Below are 14,358 nucleotides of genomic sequence, written 5' to 3' on the forward strand. Positions count from 1 at the left end.
TTATAGATGCACTATCTCATGGCATTACATATATCACTATTTCTGCCTGAACATCTGCAATAATAAATCATAAAAAATCGTGAAATCCGCTTCTGTTTTCAAGAAAGAGGCTGTGCGATCGCACTCAATTCATCAATTGTGCTAGGGTGACTCTCATATCCATTCTCTATAGAAATCCGATTTGATGTCTGAAAAAATCTCAGCTTTGGTGCTGATGTCGTACTCTCGCTGCTAAAGCATCCTACGCGAACCTCAAAAATCGAATATGAGTCCTATAAAATCACGCAACAGATCCAAACGACTCAACCTTTTATATATCTAGCTTTCTTAATTACGAATTACAAATTACGAATTACAAATTAGTATAATTTCCATCTTGAATATTCTGAAAAAATACACCCCACAGTTTAACTGTAGAGTGTATTTTATAGCTATTATCCTTGATTAATTTCAGTAATTTTCTGGAACAATTAACTAGCTAACAGTAGATAGTTGCCGCTCAAAGAAAGCTTGCAAAACTCTTTCTGCTATTTGATGACTAGTTAAACCTAATTCAGTCTTAGATTCATCTGGTGTCGCATGATCTACTAAGATATCTGGTACACCGATGCGCTTCACGGGAACGACAACATCGGCATCGAGTAAAGCTTCAGCTACCGCAGAACCAAAGCCACCCATGACGCAGCCTTCTTCTAAAGTCACGACGCGACCAATTTTCTTAGCTAAAGGCAAAATTAACTCAGTATCTAATGGTTTAGCGAAACGGGCATTAACTACAGTAGCTTCAATACCATGTTCGCTGAGAATTTCCGCAGCTTGCATACTGGGGTAAACCATTGTGCCATAGCCAAGAATTAACACATCATCTCCTGTGCGGAGAATTTCGGCTTTACCGATTTCTAAAGGTTCCCAGCCTTCTTCCATCAAGGGTACGCCATGGCCGTTGCCACGGGGGAAACGCATAGCGATCGCACCTTTGGTATAGTTAATACCTGTGACTATCATCCGTTGTAGTTCGGCTTCGTCTTTGGGTGCCATCAAGACCATGTTAGGAATACAACGCAGATAAGCAATGTCATACATACCTTGATGGGTGGGGCCATCAGCACCCACAATTCCCGCCCTGTCTAAGCAGAAAAATACGGGCAAGTTTTGAATGCAGACATCGTGAATAATCTGGTCGTAAGCACGTTGCAAGAAAGTAGAGTAGATAGCAGCTACGGGGCGCATCCCTTCACTAGCAAGTGCAGCCGCTAAAGTAACGGCGTGCTGTTCGGCAATACCAACATCAATATATTGATTGGGTAATTTAGCTTGGAGTTTATCTAAGCCTGTCCCTGTAGCCATCGCCGCCGTAATCCCAATAATTTTGGGGTTTTGTTCAGCGAGTTTAACTAAAGTGTGGGCGAAGACTTTAGCATAAGCAGGGGGTTTAGGCTTGCTAGAAGGAATCGCTTTACCAGTTGTGAGATTGAAAGGATTTTGAGCATGGTAGCCAACTTGGTCTTGTTCGGCAAGTTCATAACCTTTGCCTTTGACAGTCGCCACATGCACCAAAACTGGCCCTGGGATCTGATGTGCTTGTTGGAAGGTAGCAATTAATTCTTCTAAATTATGCCCATCTACTGGCCCGATATAGGTAAAGCCGAGTTCTTCAAAAACAGCCCCAACTTTGGGAACCGCCAGTCGCTTCATCCCTTCTTTGATGCGTCCCAGTTCTGGAGATAAGGATTCGCCAACAAAGGGAATATGTTTGAATTGTTCCTCAAAATTATCCTTAATAAACTGCACAGGTGGGCTGAGGCGCATTTTATTCAGGTAGCGGGGAATTGCACCCACATTGGGCGAGATAGACATCTCGTTGTCATTGAGAACAACTAGTAGGTTAGTTTTTGGCAAGTGTCCTGCATGGTTGATGGCTTCTAAGGCCATCCCACCAGTTAAAGCACCATCACCAATTACAGCTACGGCTTTAAATTTTTCCCCCTTTAAATCACGGGCTAAAGCCATACCCAAAGCTGCGGAGATACTGGTAGAAGCATGTCCTGCACCAAAGTGATCGAACTTGCTTTCACACCGTTTGAGATAACCAGCAATTCCCTCTTTTTGTCTTAAGGTGTGGAAATTGCTGTAACGACCTGTAATTAGTTTATGGGGATAAGCTTGGTGCCCTACATCCCAAATAACTTTATCCCGATCTAAGTCCAGTGTCTGGTAAAGCCCTAAAGTTAACTCTACAACACCCAAACCTGGCCCCAGGTGTCCCCCAGTTGCTGCTACTGTTTGTAAGTGCTTATCTCGGATTTGACGCGCAATCTGTTGTAGCTGCCGAATCGATAAACCGTGCAACTGGTTAGGATGGGTGATTTCGCTCAGATGCATATTATAGGGTTTTCCTCTCTAATCTCTACTTCTGAATATTCTTTGATTTTCCCACGGTAATGTTGCTTGCAGAAGCATACTTAAAATAACTTGCTGTCTCAAAAAGTCATTCGATAATTGCCCATGTTTTACTATTAATTTCCTCATTGATAAACAACCCCATCGTTCTCAACAAGAAGTTGGGGAAGGTTGGCTCTATTTAATTTAACAAAATGTAATAAAAGTTGCTGGCAGGAATGCATTCATTACAATATTTTTTTACTAGCTTTACCGTAGAATTACTTGCTTATCCTGCTGACAAACCTTTGAAATTATTGTGAAAATAAATCAACAGCCAAATCCAATAATTTGCTAAATAGTCAGTAAATTGTTCAATTTTTTCAGTTTATATGCAACATATTTATCCAAGAAATATTTATCACGATCTATTTAAGTGGCGAAGTATCTCATGATACTGATTTTTCAGAATATTAAATATTTATGTCTTGCTATATTTCAGAATATAGTTCTGAGAAATATCAGCAAGGCGAGGTTGAATATTTACTCATTGACAAAATAGGCAACAAGTGAAGCGTAGGCGAGTGGGTAAATTTTCAGGCGATCGCAAAAATTGCTTGCCTATAGTAAATAGATCTGCTATATTCATTAATCGTGTGTTAAGGACGTATAGCTCAGTTGGTTAGAGCGCTACGTTGACATCGTAGAGGTCACTGGTTCGAATCCAGTTACGTCCATTGCTATAAAATTTTGTTAGCCTGAGAGCTACTTTTGATTAACTGTTTTTGTAAAGCAACAATCACAGCTTGAGTGCGATCGCTCACTTCTAATTTCTGTAAAATCGCATGGATATGCACTCGCACTGTTCCCGGCGCAATATATAGTGCATGAGCAATTTCTTGATTAGTTTTGCCAGCAGCTAACAATGATAGAATTTCTTGTTCGCGTACAGTTAGGGGATTTGAAGGCTTTGTGAGGCTTTCTAACTCAGATGGTGATGGTTCAGCAGTCAAAGAAGAACGAATTTCTTGGGTTGCAGTTGCATCCCACCAAGAAGCACCTGCAGCGACAGAACGCAGTGCTAACACTAATTTTTCTGCCGCTATTCCTTTGAGACAGTAGCCTTGCGCGCCTGCTTCAATTAACCGGGTAATTAGCGGCTTTTGGGAATGCGAAGTAAGAACTAAGATTGGTAGTGAGGGATTTTGCTGCTTAATTTGTCTGCAAGCTTCGATTCCGCCAATTCCTGGTAAACCCACATCTAACAGCACCACATCTAGAGGCGTTTGCTTAACTAATTCGATAGCTGTTTCACCATCTTCAGCCTCAGCGACAATCTCTAACCCTGGTTCTTGTTGCAATCGCACGCGCAAACCCAAGCGGAAGAGTTCATCGTCCTCGACAAGGAGAATTTTGATTGGGGTAGAGGACATTTCACACAGTAACAGATTGAAATGGGTAAACAGGCAGTTTGAAAGCAAACATTGCACCAGTGGGTACTTTGTTCTCTGCCCAAATTATACCTCCGTGAGCTTCAATAATTTGCCGAGATAGGTAAAGCCCCAATCCTGAACCTTTGGCTTGGCGATCGCTATGTCCTTGGTAAAATCTTTCAAATAAATAAGGAAACTCTTCTGGTGCAATACCTGCACCTGTATCCAAAATTTTGACTACTTGGTAAGAGGCTTGGGGTTCTAAAACTACTTCCACCCTTGCACCCCGCCGGGAATGATTAATTGCGTTCACTAACAGATTATTAAAAACTCTTTGGAGTTGTAGTGCATCACCTTGAACCCACAATTCACTTCGCCAATCAGAATCACCATAACTCACTGAGAGATGAACGCGGCGATTAGCAGCTAATTCGATTAAACTACTTGATGCATCCTCTGCTAAGTTGGTTAAATCTACAGGTGCTAAGTCCAGCTTTAAGCCTTCAGTATCGTTGCGATAGATATCTAATAAAGTTTCTAAAAGTTGTAGGGAAGTTTTGTGGCTGCGCGCCATTGTTGCTAAAACTTGTTGCTGGGTTGGTAATACTGGGCCAAATTTTTCTTGTTGAAAGGCTTTGATTGTTTCAATTGCACCTAGCAATGGTGTTTTTAAATCATGGGTAAGCGTTGAGGCGAAATCTTCTCGGAGTTTGACTAATTCCTCTTGCGATTCTAATTTGGCACGGGTGAGGGCGATCGCATCTTGAGAACGACGCAGGCGATCGCTTAAAATACCTGTGACAATCAAAGCCAAAACTGCGATCGCACGACTGGCAATTGTGGATGCTTTGATAACTCCACCCTCTGGTAACCAAAGATTTAAAATGGTTAAGCAGACAGCAATCAAGGTTGCTTGTAAGGTTGCAATCCCCCCAAACCATGAGTTTGTTAATAATATTGGCCCTGTATAAAGATATCCAAATACATATTCAGTTGGTGTAGAAAACTCCATCAGCATGACAGCAACAAACAGGCTTGATATGACTGTCAATCTGCTAAATTGGGAGTTATTAGATAGTAATTTCGCTGAAAATATGGAATGGGGCATGGGGCATGGGGCATGGGGCATTGGGAATTTGTCAGTTATCCTTCATTCTGAGATTTTCTACAAAACTTTGGTGTTCTGCACTTGTTAAACCTTGCTGCAAAACTTCTAAGACTCTAGCTAAATTTCCGGTTAATAATGCTGCTTTTTCTAACCATAAACCCGGAAATATTTGGGAACAAATCACACCATCGGCATTAGGTGTCAGCTGTATATATTCTCCTTCCTGTAACTTGAACCAATCAAATTCACCGTCATAAACTCGCCAAACTAAATATTCTTGCACTTGATTGCGTCGGTATACTTTTAACTTGTCGTGTAAATCTAAAGAAACACTACTAGCTGCAATTTCCACAATTAACTCTGGCGCACCTTCAATATAGTCATCATCGCTAACACGCGTTTGTCCCCCGTTGGCGATTCTTAAACAGACATCTGGTTGAGGTTCGTTATCTGCATCTAGGCGTACAGTGGAATTATCAGCGAGTTTAACGCCTGGTGTAGCCACTTTGTAAAGTCCCAACCAAGTAATAATATCAGCATGGGGTTCACCATGACCTGTAACTCGTAACGGAGATGCCATATATACAGTTCCTTCAATCAGTTCCGCTTTTTTCACTTCTGGCATAGTATGATAACGACGCTCAAATTCAGCGCGGGTAAGTTTATCACCGTTTTCCAAAGGTGGAAGGGTTGATAGAGGAATGATAATGGCGTTAGGGCGTGTAATCATATTTTGATCCACAGCAATTTAACTATTAAGTATGTCGGCGAAATTAAAGATAACTGGCTAAGGCTGTCATTCTTACAAAGTTCTGATCGGAGGAAACCTCCGCTCAGACTTTGCGCTTTGTCATTGGTCATTTGTCATTGGTAAGGATTTTAAACCTATTTACGTTTATTAACATAGTCGGGTTTATTTCCACTGACTTACTTAATTTCATTTTAAAGAGGCAAGATTTATGTCGGCAATGCCCAGCCTACATATACTTGCTGTGAATATTTTTGTTTAGTTACTTATCTAAACGCTCTAAACGCTAGATATAGAAATAATAAACGCTCCCTAAATCAAAAATAAACTTGTTTTTATATCTTCTATATCTTGTATTTCATCAAAAGCCAATTGATGATGGAAGTAAATTAACAATTTGTATGAAAAATTACGAATTAGGCATTATCAATTGGTATAACTCATGCTACAAGGATGGATTCAAATAGCATTAACGCTATTAATTGTGGTAGCAATTACTCCCTTTTTTGGGCGATATATGGCGCGTGTCTATCAAGAACAGCGCACTTTTCTTGACTCAGTTTTAAACCCAATTGAACGAATACTTTATTCTTTGGTTGGTGTTGCCACAAAAGAAGATATGACAGGATGGCAGTATGCAAGAGCTATTCTGTACAGCAATGTGGTGATGGGGTTGCTGATATTCTTCATTATTATGAGTCAAGGATGGTTGCCCTTTAATCCTAATAAGATAGGTGCGCCAACTTGGGATACAGCATTACACACAACCATATCCTTTATTACTAACACCAACCAGCAGCATTATTCTGGTGAAACTTATCTGAGCTATGCCAGTCAAATGTGGGGGCTGGGATATCATATGTTCACCTCAGCCGCCACAGGATTGGCGGTAGGAATTGCTTTTATTCGAGGGTTGACTGGTAGACCTTTGGGCAATTTCTATGTAGATTTAATTCGCACAATTACGCGGATTTTACTACCTATTTGTATTGTCGGCGGTATTGCTTTGATGGCGGCGGGTGTTCCCGAAACCTTAGCAGGGGCAGTTGTATTACCCACCTTAGAAGACCCTAACATTAGTCAGGCGATCGCACGCGGCCCGGTGGCTCATTATGAAATCATCAAGCAATTAGGAGAAAACGGCGGCGGCTTTTTCGCTATTAACTCAGCACATCCTTTTGAAAATCCCAACGGGTTTTCTAACTTAATTCAGGTTGTGGCAATGCTTTCAATTCCCACATCTCTGATTTACACATACGGTTTGTTTGCTAACAACACCAAGCAAGCTTGGTTAGTTTACGGGATGGTGGGTGTAATTTATATCGCCTTTATTATCGTCGCTGCTATTGGCGAATATAACGGTAATCCAGCAGTGAATGCACTTTTGGGCAGTACGCAACCGAACTTAGAAGGTAAAGAAGTCAGGTTTGGGTGGGCGCAGTCAGTGCTATTTGCAGTTAGTACAACCGGAACTATGTGCGGTGCTGTTAATAGTTTGCATGACTCCTTTATGCCTAACGGTGGTTTTGTCACCCTGTCGAATATGTTTCTGCAAATTATTTGGGGTGGACAAGGTACAGGCACAGCTTACTTATTTGCTTACTTGATTTTGGCTGTATTTGCTACAGGTTTAATGGTAGGACGCACACCAGAATTTCTGGGACGGAAAATCGAAAAGCGGGAAGTGGTACTGGCGAGTTTTTTGATTCTCTTAGTTCATCCCATCGCTATTATGATTCCGGCAGGAATAGCTTTAGCATTTCCCGAACAACTAGCAGGAATTAGTAACCCCGGGTTTCATGGTTTCGCCCAAGTCATTTACGAATACGCCTCCGCAGCAGCTAATAATGGTTCGGGATTTGAAGGTTTAGGAGATTCTCAACCTTCACCGTTGGCGATCGCAGCTGGTGCAAAAACTACCGCAACTGCTTTGTGGTGGAACCTAAGTACTTGCTTCAGTCTCCTGGCTGGACGCTACATCCCTATTATCGGTTTGCTGTTGTTAGCAGATAGTATGTCCCGCAAAAAGCAAGTTCCTTTCAACGTCGGCACATTACGAACTGACACCGGACTATTTACAGGCGTAACCGCAGGCGTAATTTTAATCCTCGGCGCACTGACATTCTTCCCAGTTTTAGCATTCGGCCCCATCGGTGAAGCTTTTTATTTGGGGCATGGGGGATAGGGCATTGGGCATTGGGCATGGGGCATGAAGCATTGGTTTTAAAGGTGCAACGTTCAGGCTCAAAGGTGCAACTTCCGACATCAAAGACGCAACTTTCAGGGTTAAAGGTGCAATTTCCAGGCTCAAAGGCTCAACGTTCGGGTTCCAAGGCTCAATCGTCAGGCTCAAAGGCTCAACGTTCGGGTTCCAAGGCTCAACATTCAAGTTCCAAGGCTCAATGTTTAGGTTCTAAGGCTCAATGTTTAGGTTCTAAGGCTCAATGTTCAGGTTCTAAGGCTCAATGTTCAGGTTTTAAGGCTCAATTGTCAGCCTCAAGGCAGCAAAAGACCTCATAAATTTATCACACAGTTGGTTTTACAAGTTTCTTTTCTACTCCTGTTGTCTTCCTTATCTCCTCAGTTCCCATAATTTATGACAACTAATATAGACTCATCCCCTTCACCTCGCCCGCCTCGTGTTCCCCAGGGAACGCGTGATTCGCGCAGACACACGCCTAAAGCAGATATGCGGGGGCTTTATCAAAGGGCAATTAAAGAATCATTTGTCAAACTGCATCCCCGAGTTGCTGTTAAGAACCCAGTGATGTTTGTGGTGTGGGTGGGGACAATTGTGACTTTCTTAGTTACTCTCAACCCCAGTTTATTCGGTACTTTACAGGTAGATGTCAATCAGCAACGCTTGTTAAACGGGTTAATTACCTTAATTCTGTTTTTGACAGTGGTGTTTGCTAACTTTGCGGAAGCTGTTGCGGAAGGAAGAGGTAAAGCCCAAGCAGATTCTTTAAGGTCAACACGTTCTGATACGATCGCTCGCAAAGTTCTTCCTGATGGTACGATTCAACAAGTTAATTCTACGGAATTACGCCGCAACGATTTAGTAAAAGTCATTGCTAATGACATGATTCCTGCCGATGGCGAAGTCATTCAAGGCATCGGTTCGGTGGATGAGTCGGCAATTACGGGGGAATCTGCACCTGTACTCAAGCAACCGGGTACAGATATTGCTAGTTCTGTAACTGGAGGTACACGCTTACTTTCAGATGAATTAACGATTCGCATCACTGCTGATCCCGGTCAGGGCTTTATTGACCGGATGATTTCGCTTGTGGAAGGGGCTGAAAGAACTAAAACTCCAAATGAAATTGCCTTAACAGTATTGTTAGCAGTACTTACCCAAGTCTTCTTAATTGTCGTGGCAACCATGCCGCCCTTTGTTAACTACATTGCTAACTTTATTAGTACTGTGTTTGGGGCGGAAGCCAGCAACAGTTTACGTGCAGGTGCTAGCGTTGCCATCTTAATTTCACTGTTGGTAGCTTTAATACCCACAACTATCGGTGGTTTGCTCAGTGCAATTGGGATTGCCGGGATGGATAGAGTTGCCCAATTTAACGTCATTGCTACCTCTGGACGGGCAGTAGAAGCTTGCGGTGATATTAACACCTTAGTGCTAGACAAAACTGGGACAATTACCTTGGGTAACCGCATGGCTGATGAGTTTATCCCTGTAAATAGTTACACTCTTCAAGATGTAGCCAGAGTTGCTTTAGCTGCCAGTGTATTTGATGAAACACCAGAAGGCAGATCAATTGTCTCACTAGCCGATAGTTTGGGGGTCAGGGTTGATTTCGACTCCAAACAAGCCGAAGGAGTGGAATTTTCCGCCAAAACTCGGATGAGTGGGACTAACTTACCCAATGGGAAGGAAGTCCGTAAAGGTGCAGTCGATGCGATTAAAGGCTTTGTCCGTTCTCGCGGTGGTCGAATTCCTGATGATGTCGATGCAGCTTATGAGCGAGTTTCTCGTTTAGGTGGTACACCCTTAGCAGTCTGCCAAAATGACCAAATTTTCGGCGTGATTTATCTCAAAGATATCGTCAAACCTGGCTTAAAGGAAAGGTTTGACCAACTGCGGCGCATGGGTGTGAAAACTATCATGCTGACTGGTGACAACCGCATTACGGCTAGTGTAATTGCTCAAGAAGCCGGAGTTGACGACTTTATCGCCGAAGCTACACCAGAAGACAAGATTAGCGTGATTCGTGGCGAACAGTCTCAAGGTAAGCTGGTGGCAATGACAGGTGATGGTACTAACGATGCACCTGCATTAGCCCAAGCTAACGTCGGGTTAGCCATGAACTCTGGGACTCAAGCCGCCAAAGAAGCTGCAAACATGGTGGACTTAGATTCTGACCCCACCAAGTTAATTGATTTGGTGACTATTGGTAAACAGTTGCTCATTACCCGTGGGGCGTTAACTACTTTCTCTATCGCCAACGATATCGCTAAATACTTCGCTATTATCCCCACTATCTTTGCTGCAGCAGGTATTGGCGCACTGAATATTATGGCGTTAAAAAGTGCCCAATCGGCAATTATCTCAGCGTTGATTTATAACGCTTTAATTATCCCTGTACTCATTCCCCTAGCACTTAAAGGCGTGAAGTTTCGCCCTTTAACAGCGGATCAACTCTTAAAACGCAACATTTTTATTTATGGTGTGGGCGGAATTATTGCACCTTTCATCGCCATTAAACTCATCGATGTAATTTTACCTTTGTCTTAATTACAAATTACCAATTGTTATGAAATCGCTCCAAAAATCTACCCAAATAATTGCAGATATTACCGAAATATTTTCAGACTGGCGTAAACAAAAACTGCCCTTATCCATATTTCTGGGAATGTGCTTCAACCTGGTGGTTGCGCCTGTTGTATATGCAGCCACAGGTGAGGAATTTTCTCGCACACAAGCCTGGGCTTTGGGATTGTTAGGACTAGTAACCCTGAGTCTTTCTATTTATTTATTTTTTGTGATGTTTGTACCGGAGAAATTCTAATGAGTTTTACCAGAGAAGCCAGCAGAGCAATTCGTTCTACCTTTGTACTTTGGATAATTGGCGCAATTATCTATCCATTGATGATGATTGCTGTGGGACAGATTGTATTTCCCTATCAAGCCAATGGTAGTTTAATCAAAGATAGCCAAGGTCAAGTTGTCGGTTCTGCTTTAATTGGTCAACCATTTAGTAGCGATCGCTATTTTAACTCTCGCCCCAGCACCACCAGCTACAGTACCGCCGATCCTGCAAAAGATGATGCTAAAGTCTTACAAACAGGGGTTTCCGGTGCTAGTAACCTTGCTCCCAGCAACTCCGCCTTACTAGAACGCATCAAAGGTAAAGACGATCCCGATCCCAGCAAACGGGTTGAAGGCGATTTAAACCGTTTGAAAAAAGCCGGTGTCCAACCTACCGCAGATTTAGTTTACACCTCTGGTTCTAGCCTTGACCCCCACATTACCCCTGAAGCAGCCAAAGCACAAATTGCCCGTGTCGCTAAAGCGCGAGGAATATCATCCCAAGAGTTAGAAACTTTAATTAATCAAAATACTGATGGTCGTTTTCTGGGAATTTTTGGTGAGCCTGGGGTCAATGTCTTGCAATTAAATCTCGCTTTAGATGCTTTAAAATCTGCCAGTTAAAGCCTATCAATTGTGATGGTTATACCAATTCAAATAATGTTGGCGACACATCAATATATTCTAGAGGGCAAGGCATTGCCCATACGTGTCAACTTAAGCTAAAAGCGATATAGGGTGGGCGTTGTACAAATACCTCGCGCCCTCATCCCCTAACCCCTTCTCCTGGGGGAGAAGGGGAATTAAATCTCTTGCTCCCCTCTCCCGGCGGGAGAGGGGTTGGGGGTGAGGGCGAAACCTTGCACAAGAGCGGGTTTCACGTTAAGTTGACACCAATGGGCATTGCCTTGCCCCTACAATCTGTCGCATTCTTTTTTAAAATTAGTATTAATTATTAAATGGGGACGAAAACTCAAAAATAAAGGCGACGCTGTTTTATCACAATTTAAATGCACAACAGCTTATTACTTTACATGTGATAATTTTCCATTACCCATTACCAAACCTAAAAAATATCCTTCCGCTTTTGCAATAACAAGGTAAGCAATAAATAAACGGCTGTATGTAATAATAACAATCCCCAATTTTCAGTTAAATTTTCCCATGTGGCATTGTAAACTGCTGAAGGTTTAAAGGGTTGGGGAATTGTACTACCATCAGGTAATTGGGTTGGTAATGGTACAAGGTTATTAACATTAACTAAAGTCCCATAAGCTCCCACTGACCAACGGCTGACCATCAGCCAGGACAATAATTTATTGATAGCACCTTCAGTTTTAAATAAAACTCCAGAAAAGATAATTTGTGGTAGCAGTAGTAATGGTAAAGCGCTATTCGCTTGACTACTGTTTCTCACAATTGTCGAGACAAGTAAGCCTAAACTAAAACTTGCTAATAAGGTGAGAAATGTAGTAATTGCTAATCCTAATGACCAAGAAATAATTTTGGGGTCGGGCGATTTAAAACCTAAGAGAATTACTGCTACCATTAATAGGGTTTGCACAATTGCCAAAGCTGATAAAATTGTGACCTTGGAAGCAAGATAAGCTAATAATCCTAAATTAACTAAGCGTTCTCTTAAGTAAATTGCTGACTCTTTGACTATTTCTTGCAGAGAACTGGAAAGTCCTACCCATAAAGCTGCACAAGTAAAGACAAATAATACTTGCAAGGCTAATGATGCGAGGGTGGGATCGGCTTCGTTTCCTTCCACAAAGGGGGTTTTATCTCGCAGCGCTAACATAATCAAGCTTATACCGATGGGTGCGGTGAACAGCGCTAACCCCAAATTCACGCGATCGCGTACAATTAATTGCCAGTAACGTTGCGTTAATAACAGCCACTGCTGCCAAAATGATATTTGCTTGGGAGTCGGTGCAAAGGATTTAGTTGACTGGATATTACCAAAGCTGATTTGACTAGCTATGTATTTTTGATAATAGCTAGATTGCTGGAATTGCATCGCATATTTAACTACTTCTAACTCTTGTTCGAGTTTGATATAAATATCTGCAAAGTCGTTAACACCAAAAAACTGTAATGCATCTTGGGGTGTACCAAAATAGCAGAGTCTCCCACCCAAACCGAGAAACACTATGCGATCGCATTCGGTAATGTTGGCTGTCGCATGAGTGACTAAAATGATTGTTCTCCCGCCTTGATGCGCTAAGTCTTTTAATAGCTGCATCATCTGTTTATCTAAGCCGGGATCGAGTCCGGAAGTGGGTTCATCGAGAAAGAACAATTTGGGATCGGCTAGCAATTCTACGCCAATGCTAACTCGTTTGCGTTGTCCACCACTCAAATCACTAATTAAAGCATGACGGCGATGCGTCATTTTAATCGCTGCTAAAGCCTGTTCTACCACAGTTGGCAAATTACTATCCGGTGGTAAACGCAGCTTGGCTGCATAGGTTAGCACTTCCGCCACGGTCAATTCTCGGTGAATAATATCATCTTGGGGGACATAACCAATTTGAGTGCGGTACAAATTAAAGTTTTTCTGCAAATCTACGCCGTTAATCTGCACAGCACCTTGAGTAATTTTCTCAATTCCCAACAATGTCCGCATCAAAGTTGACTTCCCCGCACCACTACCGCCAACTAAAGCCACAAACTGTCCCGGTTCAATAGCAAAAGTTAAATCATCAAGTCGCCGTTTACCTTTGGTTTCCAGAATTAAGTCATGCGCTTCTAGACGAATGCGATCGCCTTGGTCGAGAATTTCTAAATTATCATCCCGCACTACCAATGTATAAGGGCCAATGCGGATTTTCGCCCCATTTGTCAATACCACAGAACCAACGACTTGTTTACCGTTGACGAAAACTCCGTTAGTACTGTAGTCCCGCAGAATGTAGCGTCCTTGATTATCCGTATCTATGATGGCGTGGCGACGGGAAACCGTAGGCGTATCTAACTGCAAGTTAGCTTGGGGATCGCGTCCTAATAACACCGAACGCTGTTTTATCGGAATTGTATAAGTTGTTGGTGTAGTAACTGAATGTGCGTTGTTGGGGTTGAAATATCTTACCTGAATTAATTGATTTGGGTTTTGGGCAATTTGCAGTTCAACACCGTGGTTTAAGTAATAGCCTTCTGTGGGGGTAACTAGAGAATGACTGACATATAGCTTATTACTACTGGGTTGTTGTCCATCACCATCATAGATGCGGTAGTCAACGCCATCTTGTCGTAAGACTGCTTGACAACGAGACACAACATTCCACTGTTGGGGAACCACTAAATCAGCTACATTGGGATCGCGTCCCAAAATATGCTGTGGCTTTTTTAGCTCAAAGTATAAAACCTCACCTTGATTATTTAATTCTAAATAAGGATTGGTGCTGAGAACAGTCTGACTTTGTGAAGGTAGCTGTACCATAATCTTTGGGGACTGGTGACTGGGGATTGGTGATTAGGGACTGGGGATTAGGGACTGGGAATTGGGGGACAAAAAGAAGTAGGACGATAACTCACTTTTGACTCTGGACTCTTAATAAATACCAAACACCAACTGCAAGCATCAAATAACATCATCAAAAAGTGCGATGTAGTTCATGCTCTGTAATTACTATGAATCTTA

10 protein-coding genes and 1 tRNA gene are annotated in these 14,358 nt (G+C 42.3%); 5 read left to right on the forward strand and 6 right to left on the reverse strand.

The features are described 5' to 3' along the window. Positions 1 to 474 precede the first annotated feature (474 nt). Positions 475 to 2,382 carry a 1-deoxy-D-xylulose-5-phosphate synthase gene (gene dxs / locus HGR01_RS34790; RefSeq protein WP_045873327.1) on the reverse strand — a complete coding sequence of 636 codons (1,908 nt, stop codon included), beginning with the start codon at positions 2,380 to 2,382 and terminating at the stop codon, positions 475 to 477. Between the two features lie 660 nt (positions 2,383 to 3,042). Between dxs and HGR01_RS34795 the strand changes: the two genes are divergently transcribed. Then, positions 3,043 to 3,116: transfer RNA gene (locus HGR01_RS34795), tRNA-Val, on the forward strand. 3 nt (positions 3,117 to 3,119) lie between these two features. On the opposite strand, the gene HGR01_RS34800 is transcribed toward HGR01_RS34795, so the two are convergent. From HGR01_RS34800 to HGR01_RS34810, 3 genes are read right to left on the reverse strand one after another with little or no spacing between them, the layout of a single operon-like run. Beyond that, a complete protein-coding gene (locus HGR01_RS34800) occupies positions 3,120 to 3,812 on the reverse strand; it encodes a response regulator transcription factor (protein WP_045873328.1) in 693 nt (230 codons plus the stop codon). 1 nt (position 3,813) lies between these two features. Beyond that, positions 3,814 to 4,941, reverse strand: a complete 1,128-nt coding sequence (locus tag HGR01_RS34805; RefSeq protein ID WP_263419959.1) for a sensor histidine kinase — start codon at positions 4,939 to 4,941, stop codon at positions 3,814 to 3,816. Positions 4,942 to 4,951: 10 nt separating this feature from the next. Continuing rightward, complete coding sequence (locus HGR01_RS34810) at positions 4,952 to 5,650, reverse strand: Uma2 family endonuclease (RefSeq protein WP_194007793.1); 699 nt, start codon at positions 5,648 to 5,650, stop codon at positions 4,952 to 4,954. 460 nt (positions 5,651 to 6,110) lie between these two features. Between HGR01_RS34810 and kdpA the strand changes: the two genes are divergently transcribed. Continuing rightward, a complete protein-coding gene (kdpA, locus tag HGR01_RS34815; protein WP_045873330.1) occupies positions 6,111 to 7,853 on the forward strand; it encodes a potassium-transporting ATPase subunit KdpA in 1,743 nt (580 codons plus the stop codon). Here the strand turns inward: kdpA and HGR01_RS34820 are convergent. Beyond that, positions 7,803 to 8,057, reverse strand: coding sequence for a hypothetical protein (locus HGR01_RS34820; protein WP_155539547.1), 255 nt, complete (start codon positions 8,055 to 8,057; stop codon positions 7,803 to 7,805). The two genes, kdpA and HGR01_RS34820, sit on opposite strands and share 51 nt — an antisense overlap. A 207-nt stretch (positions 8,058 to 8,264) precedes the next feature. On the opposite strand from HGR01_RS34820, the gene kdpB reads away from it, so the two are divergent. Genes kdpB through kdpC form a run of 3 tightly spaced genes read left to right on the forward strand, consistent with a single transcriptional unit; the run spans position 8,265 to position 11,336 of the window. Then, positions 8,265 to 10,418: a potassium-transporting ATPase subunit KdpB gene (gene kdpB / locus HGR01_RS34825; RefSeq protein WP_071989469.1), complete on the forward strand. Its 2,154-nt coding sequence runs from the start codon at positions 8,265 to 8,267 to the stop codon at positions 10,416 to 10,418. A gap of 19 nt (positions 10,419 to 10,437) precedes the next feature. After that, entirely contained in the window at positions 10,438 to 10,692 is a 255-nt protein-coding gene (locus HGR01_RS34830) for a potassium-transporting ATPase subunit F (protein WP_045873332.1), read from the forward strand. Further along, positions 10,692 to 11,336, forward strand: coding sequence for a K(+)-transporting ATPase subunit C (gene kdpC / locus HGR01_RS34835; RefSeq protein WP_045873333.1), 645 nt, complete (start codon positions 10,692 to 10,694; stop codon positions 11,334 to 11,336). The genes HGR01_RS34830 and kdpC overlap by 1 nt, the downstream gene beginning before the upstream one ends. 442 nt (positions 11,337 to 11,778) lie before the next feature. Here kdpC and HGR01_RS34840 read toward each other — a convergent pair whose 3' ends face one another. Further along, positions 11,779 to 14,157, reverse strand: a complete 2,379-nt coding sequence (locus tag HGR01_RS34840; RefSeq protein WP_045873334.1) for an ATP-binding cassette domain-containing protein — start codon at positions 14,155 to 14,157, stop codon at positions 11,779 to 11,781. Between the last annotated feature and the right edge of the window lie 201 nt (positions 14,158 to 14,358).

The organism is Tolypothrix sp. PCC 7712, assembly GCF_025860405.1.
Taxonomy (GTDB): Bacteria; Cyanobacteriota; Cyanobacteriia; order Cyanobacteriales; family Nostocaceae; genus Aulosira; species Aulosira diplosiphon.

Coding starts and splice junctions, on each gene's coding strand:
- dxs (WP_045873327.1), bottom strand. CDS start 2,382: ATGCATCTGAGCGAAATCACCCATCCTAACCAGTTGCACGGTTTATCG.
- HGR01_RS34800 (WP_045873328.1), bottom strand. CDS start 3,812: ATGTCCTCTACCCCAATCAAAATTCTCCTTGTCGAGGACGATGAACTC.
- HGR01_RS34805 (WP_263419959.1), bottom strand. CDS start 4,941: ATGCCCCATGCCCCATGCCCCATGCCCCATTCCATATTTTCAGCGAAA.
- HGR01_RS34810 (WP_194007793.1), bottom strand. CDS start 5,650: ATGATTACACGCCCTAACGCCATTATCATTCCTCTATCAACCCTTCCA.
- kdpA (WP_045873330.1), top strand. CDS start 6,111: ATGCTACAAGGATGGATTCAAATAGCATTAACGCTATTAATTGTGGTA.
- kdpB (WP_071989469.1), top strand. CDS start 8,265: ATGACAACTAATATAGACTCATCCCCTTCACCTCGCCCGCCTCGTGTT.
- HGR01_RS34830 (WP_045873332.1), top strand. CDS start 10,438: ATGAAATCGCTCCAAAAATCTACCCAAATAATTGCAGATATTACCGAA.
- kdpC (WP_045873333.1), top strand. CDS start 10,692: ATGAGTTTTACCAGAGAAGCCAGCAGAGCAATTCGTTCTACCTTTGTA.
- HGR01_RS34840 (WP_045873334.1), bottom strand. CDS start 14,157: ATGGTACAGCTACCTTCACAAAGTCAGACTGTTCTCAGCACCAATCCT.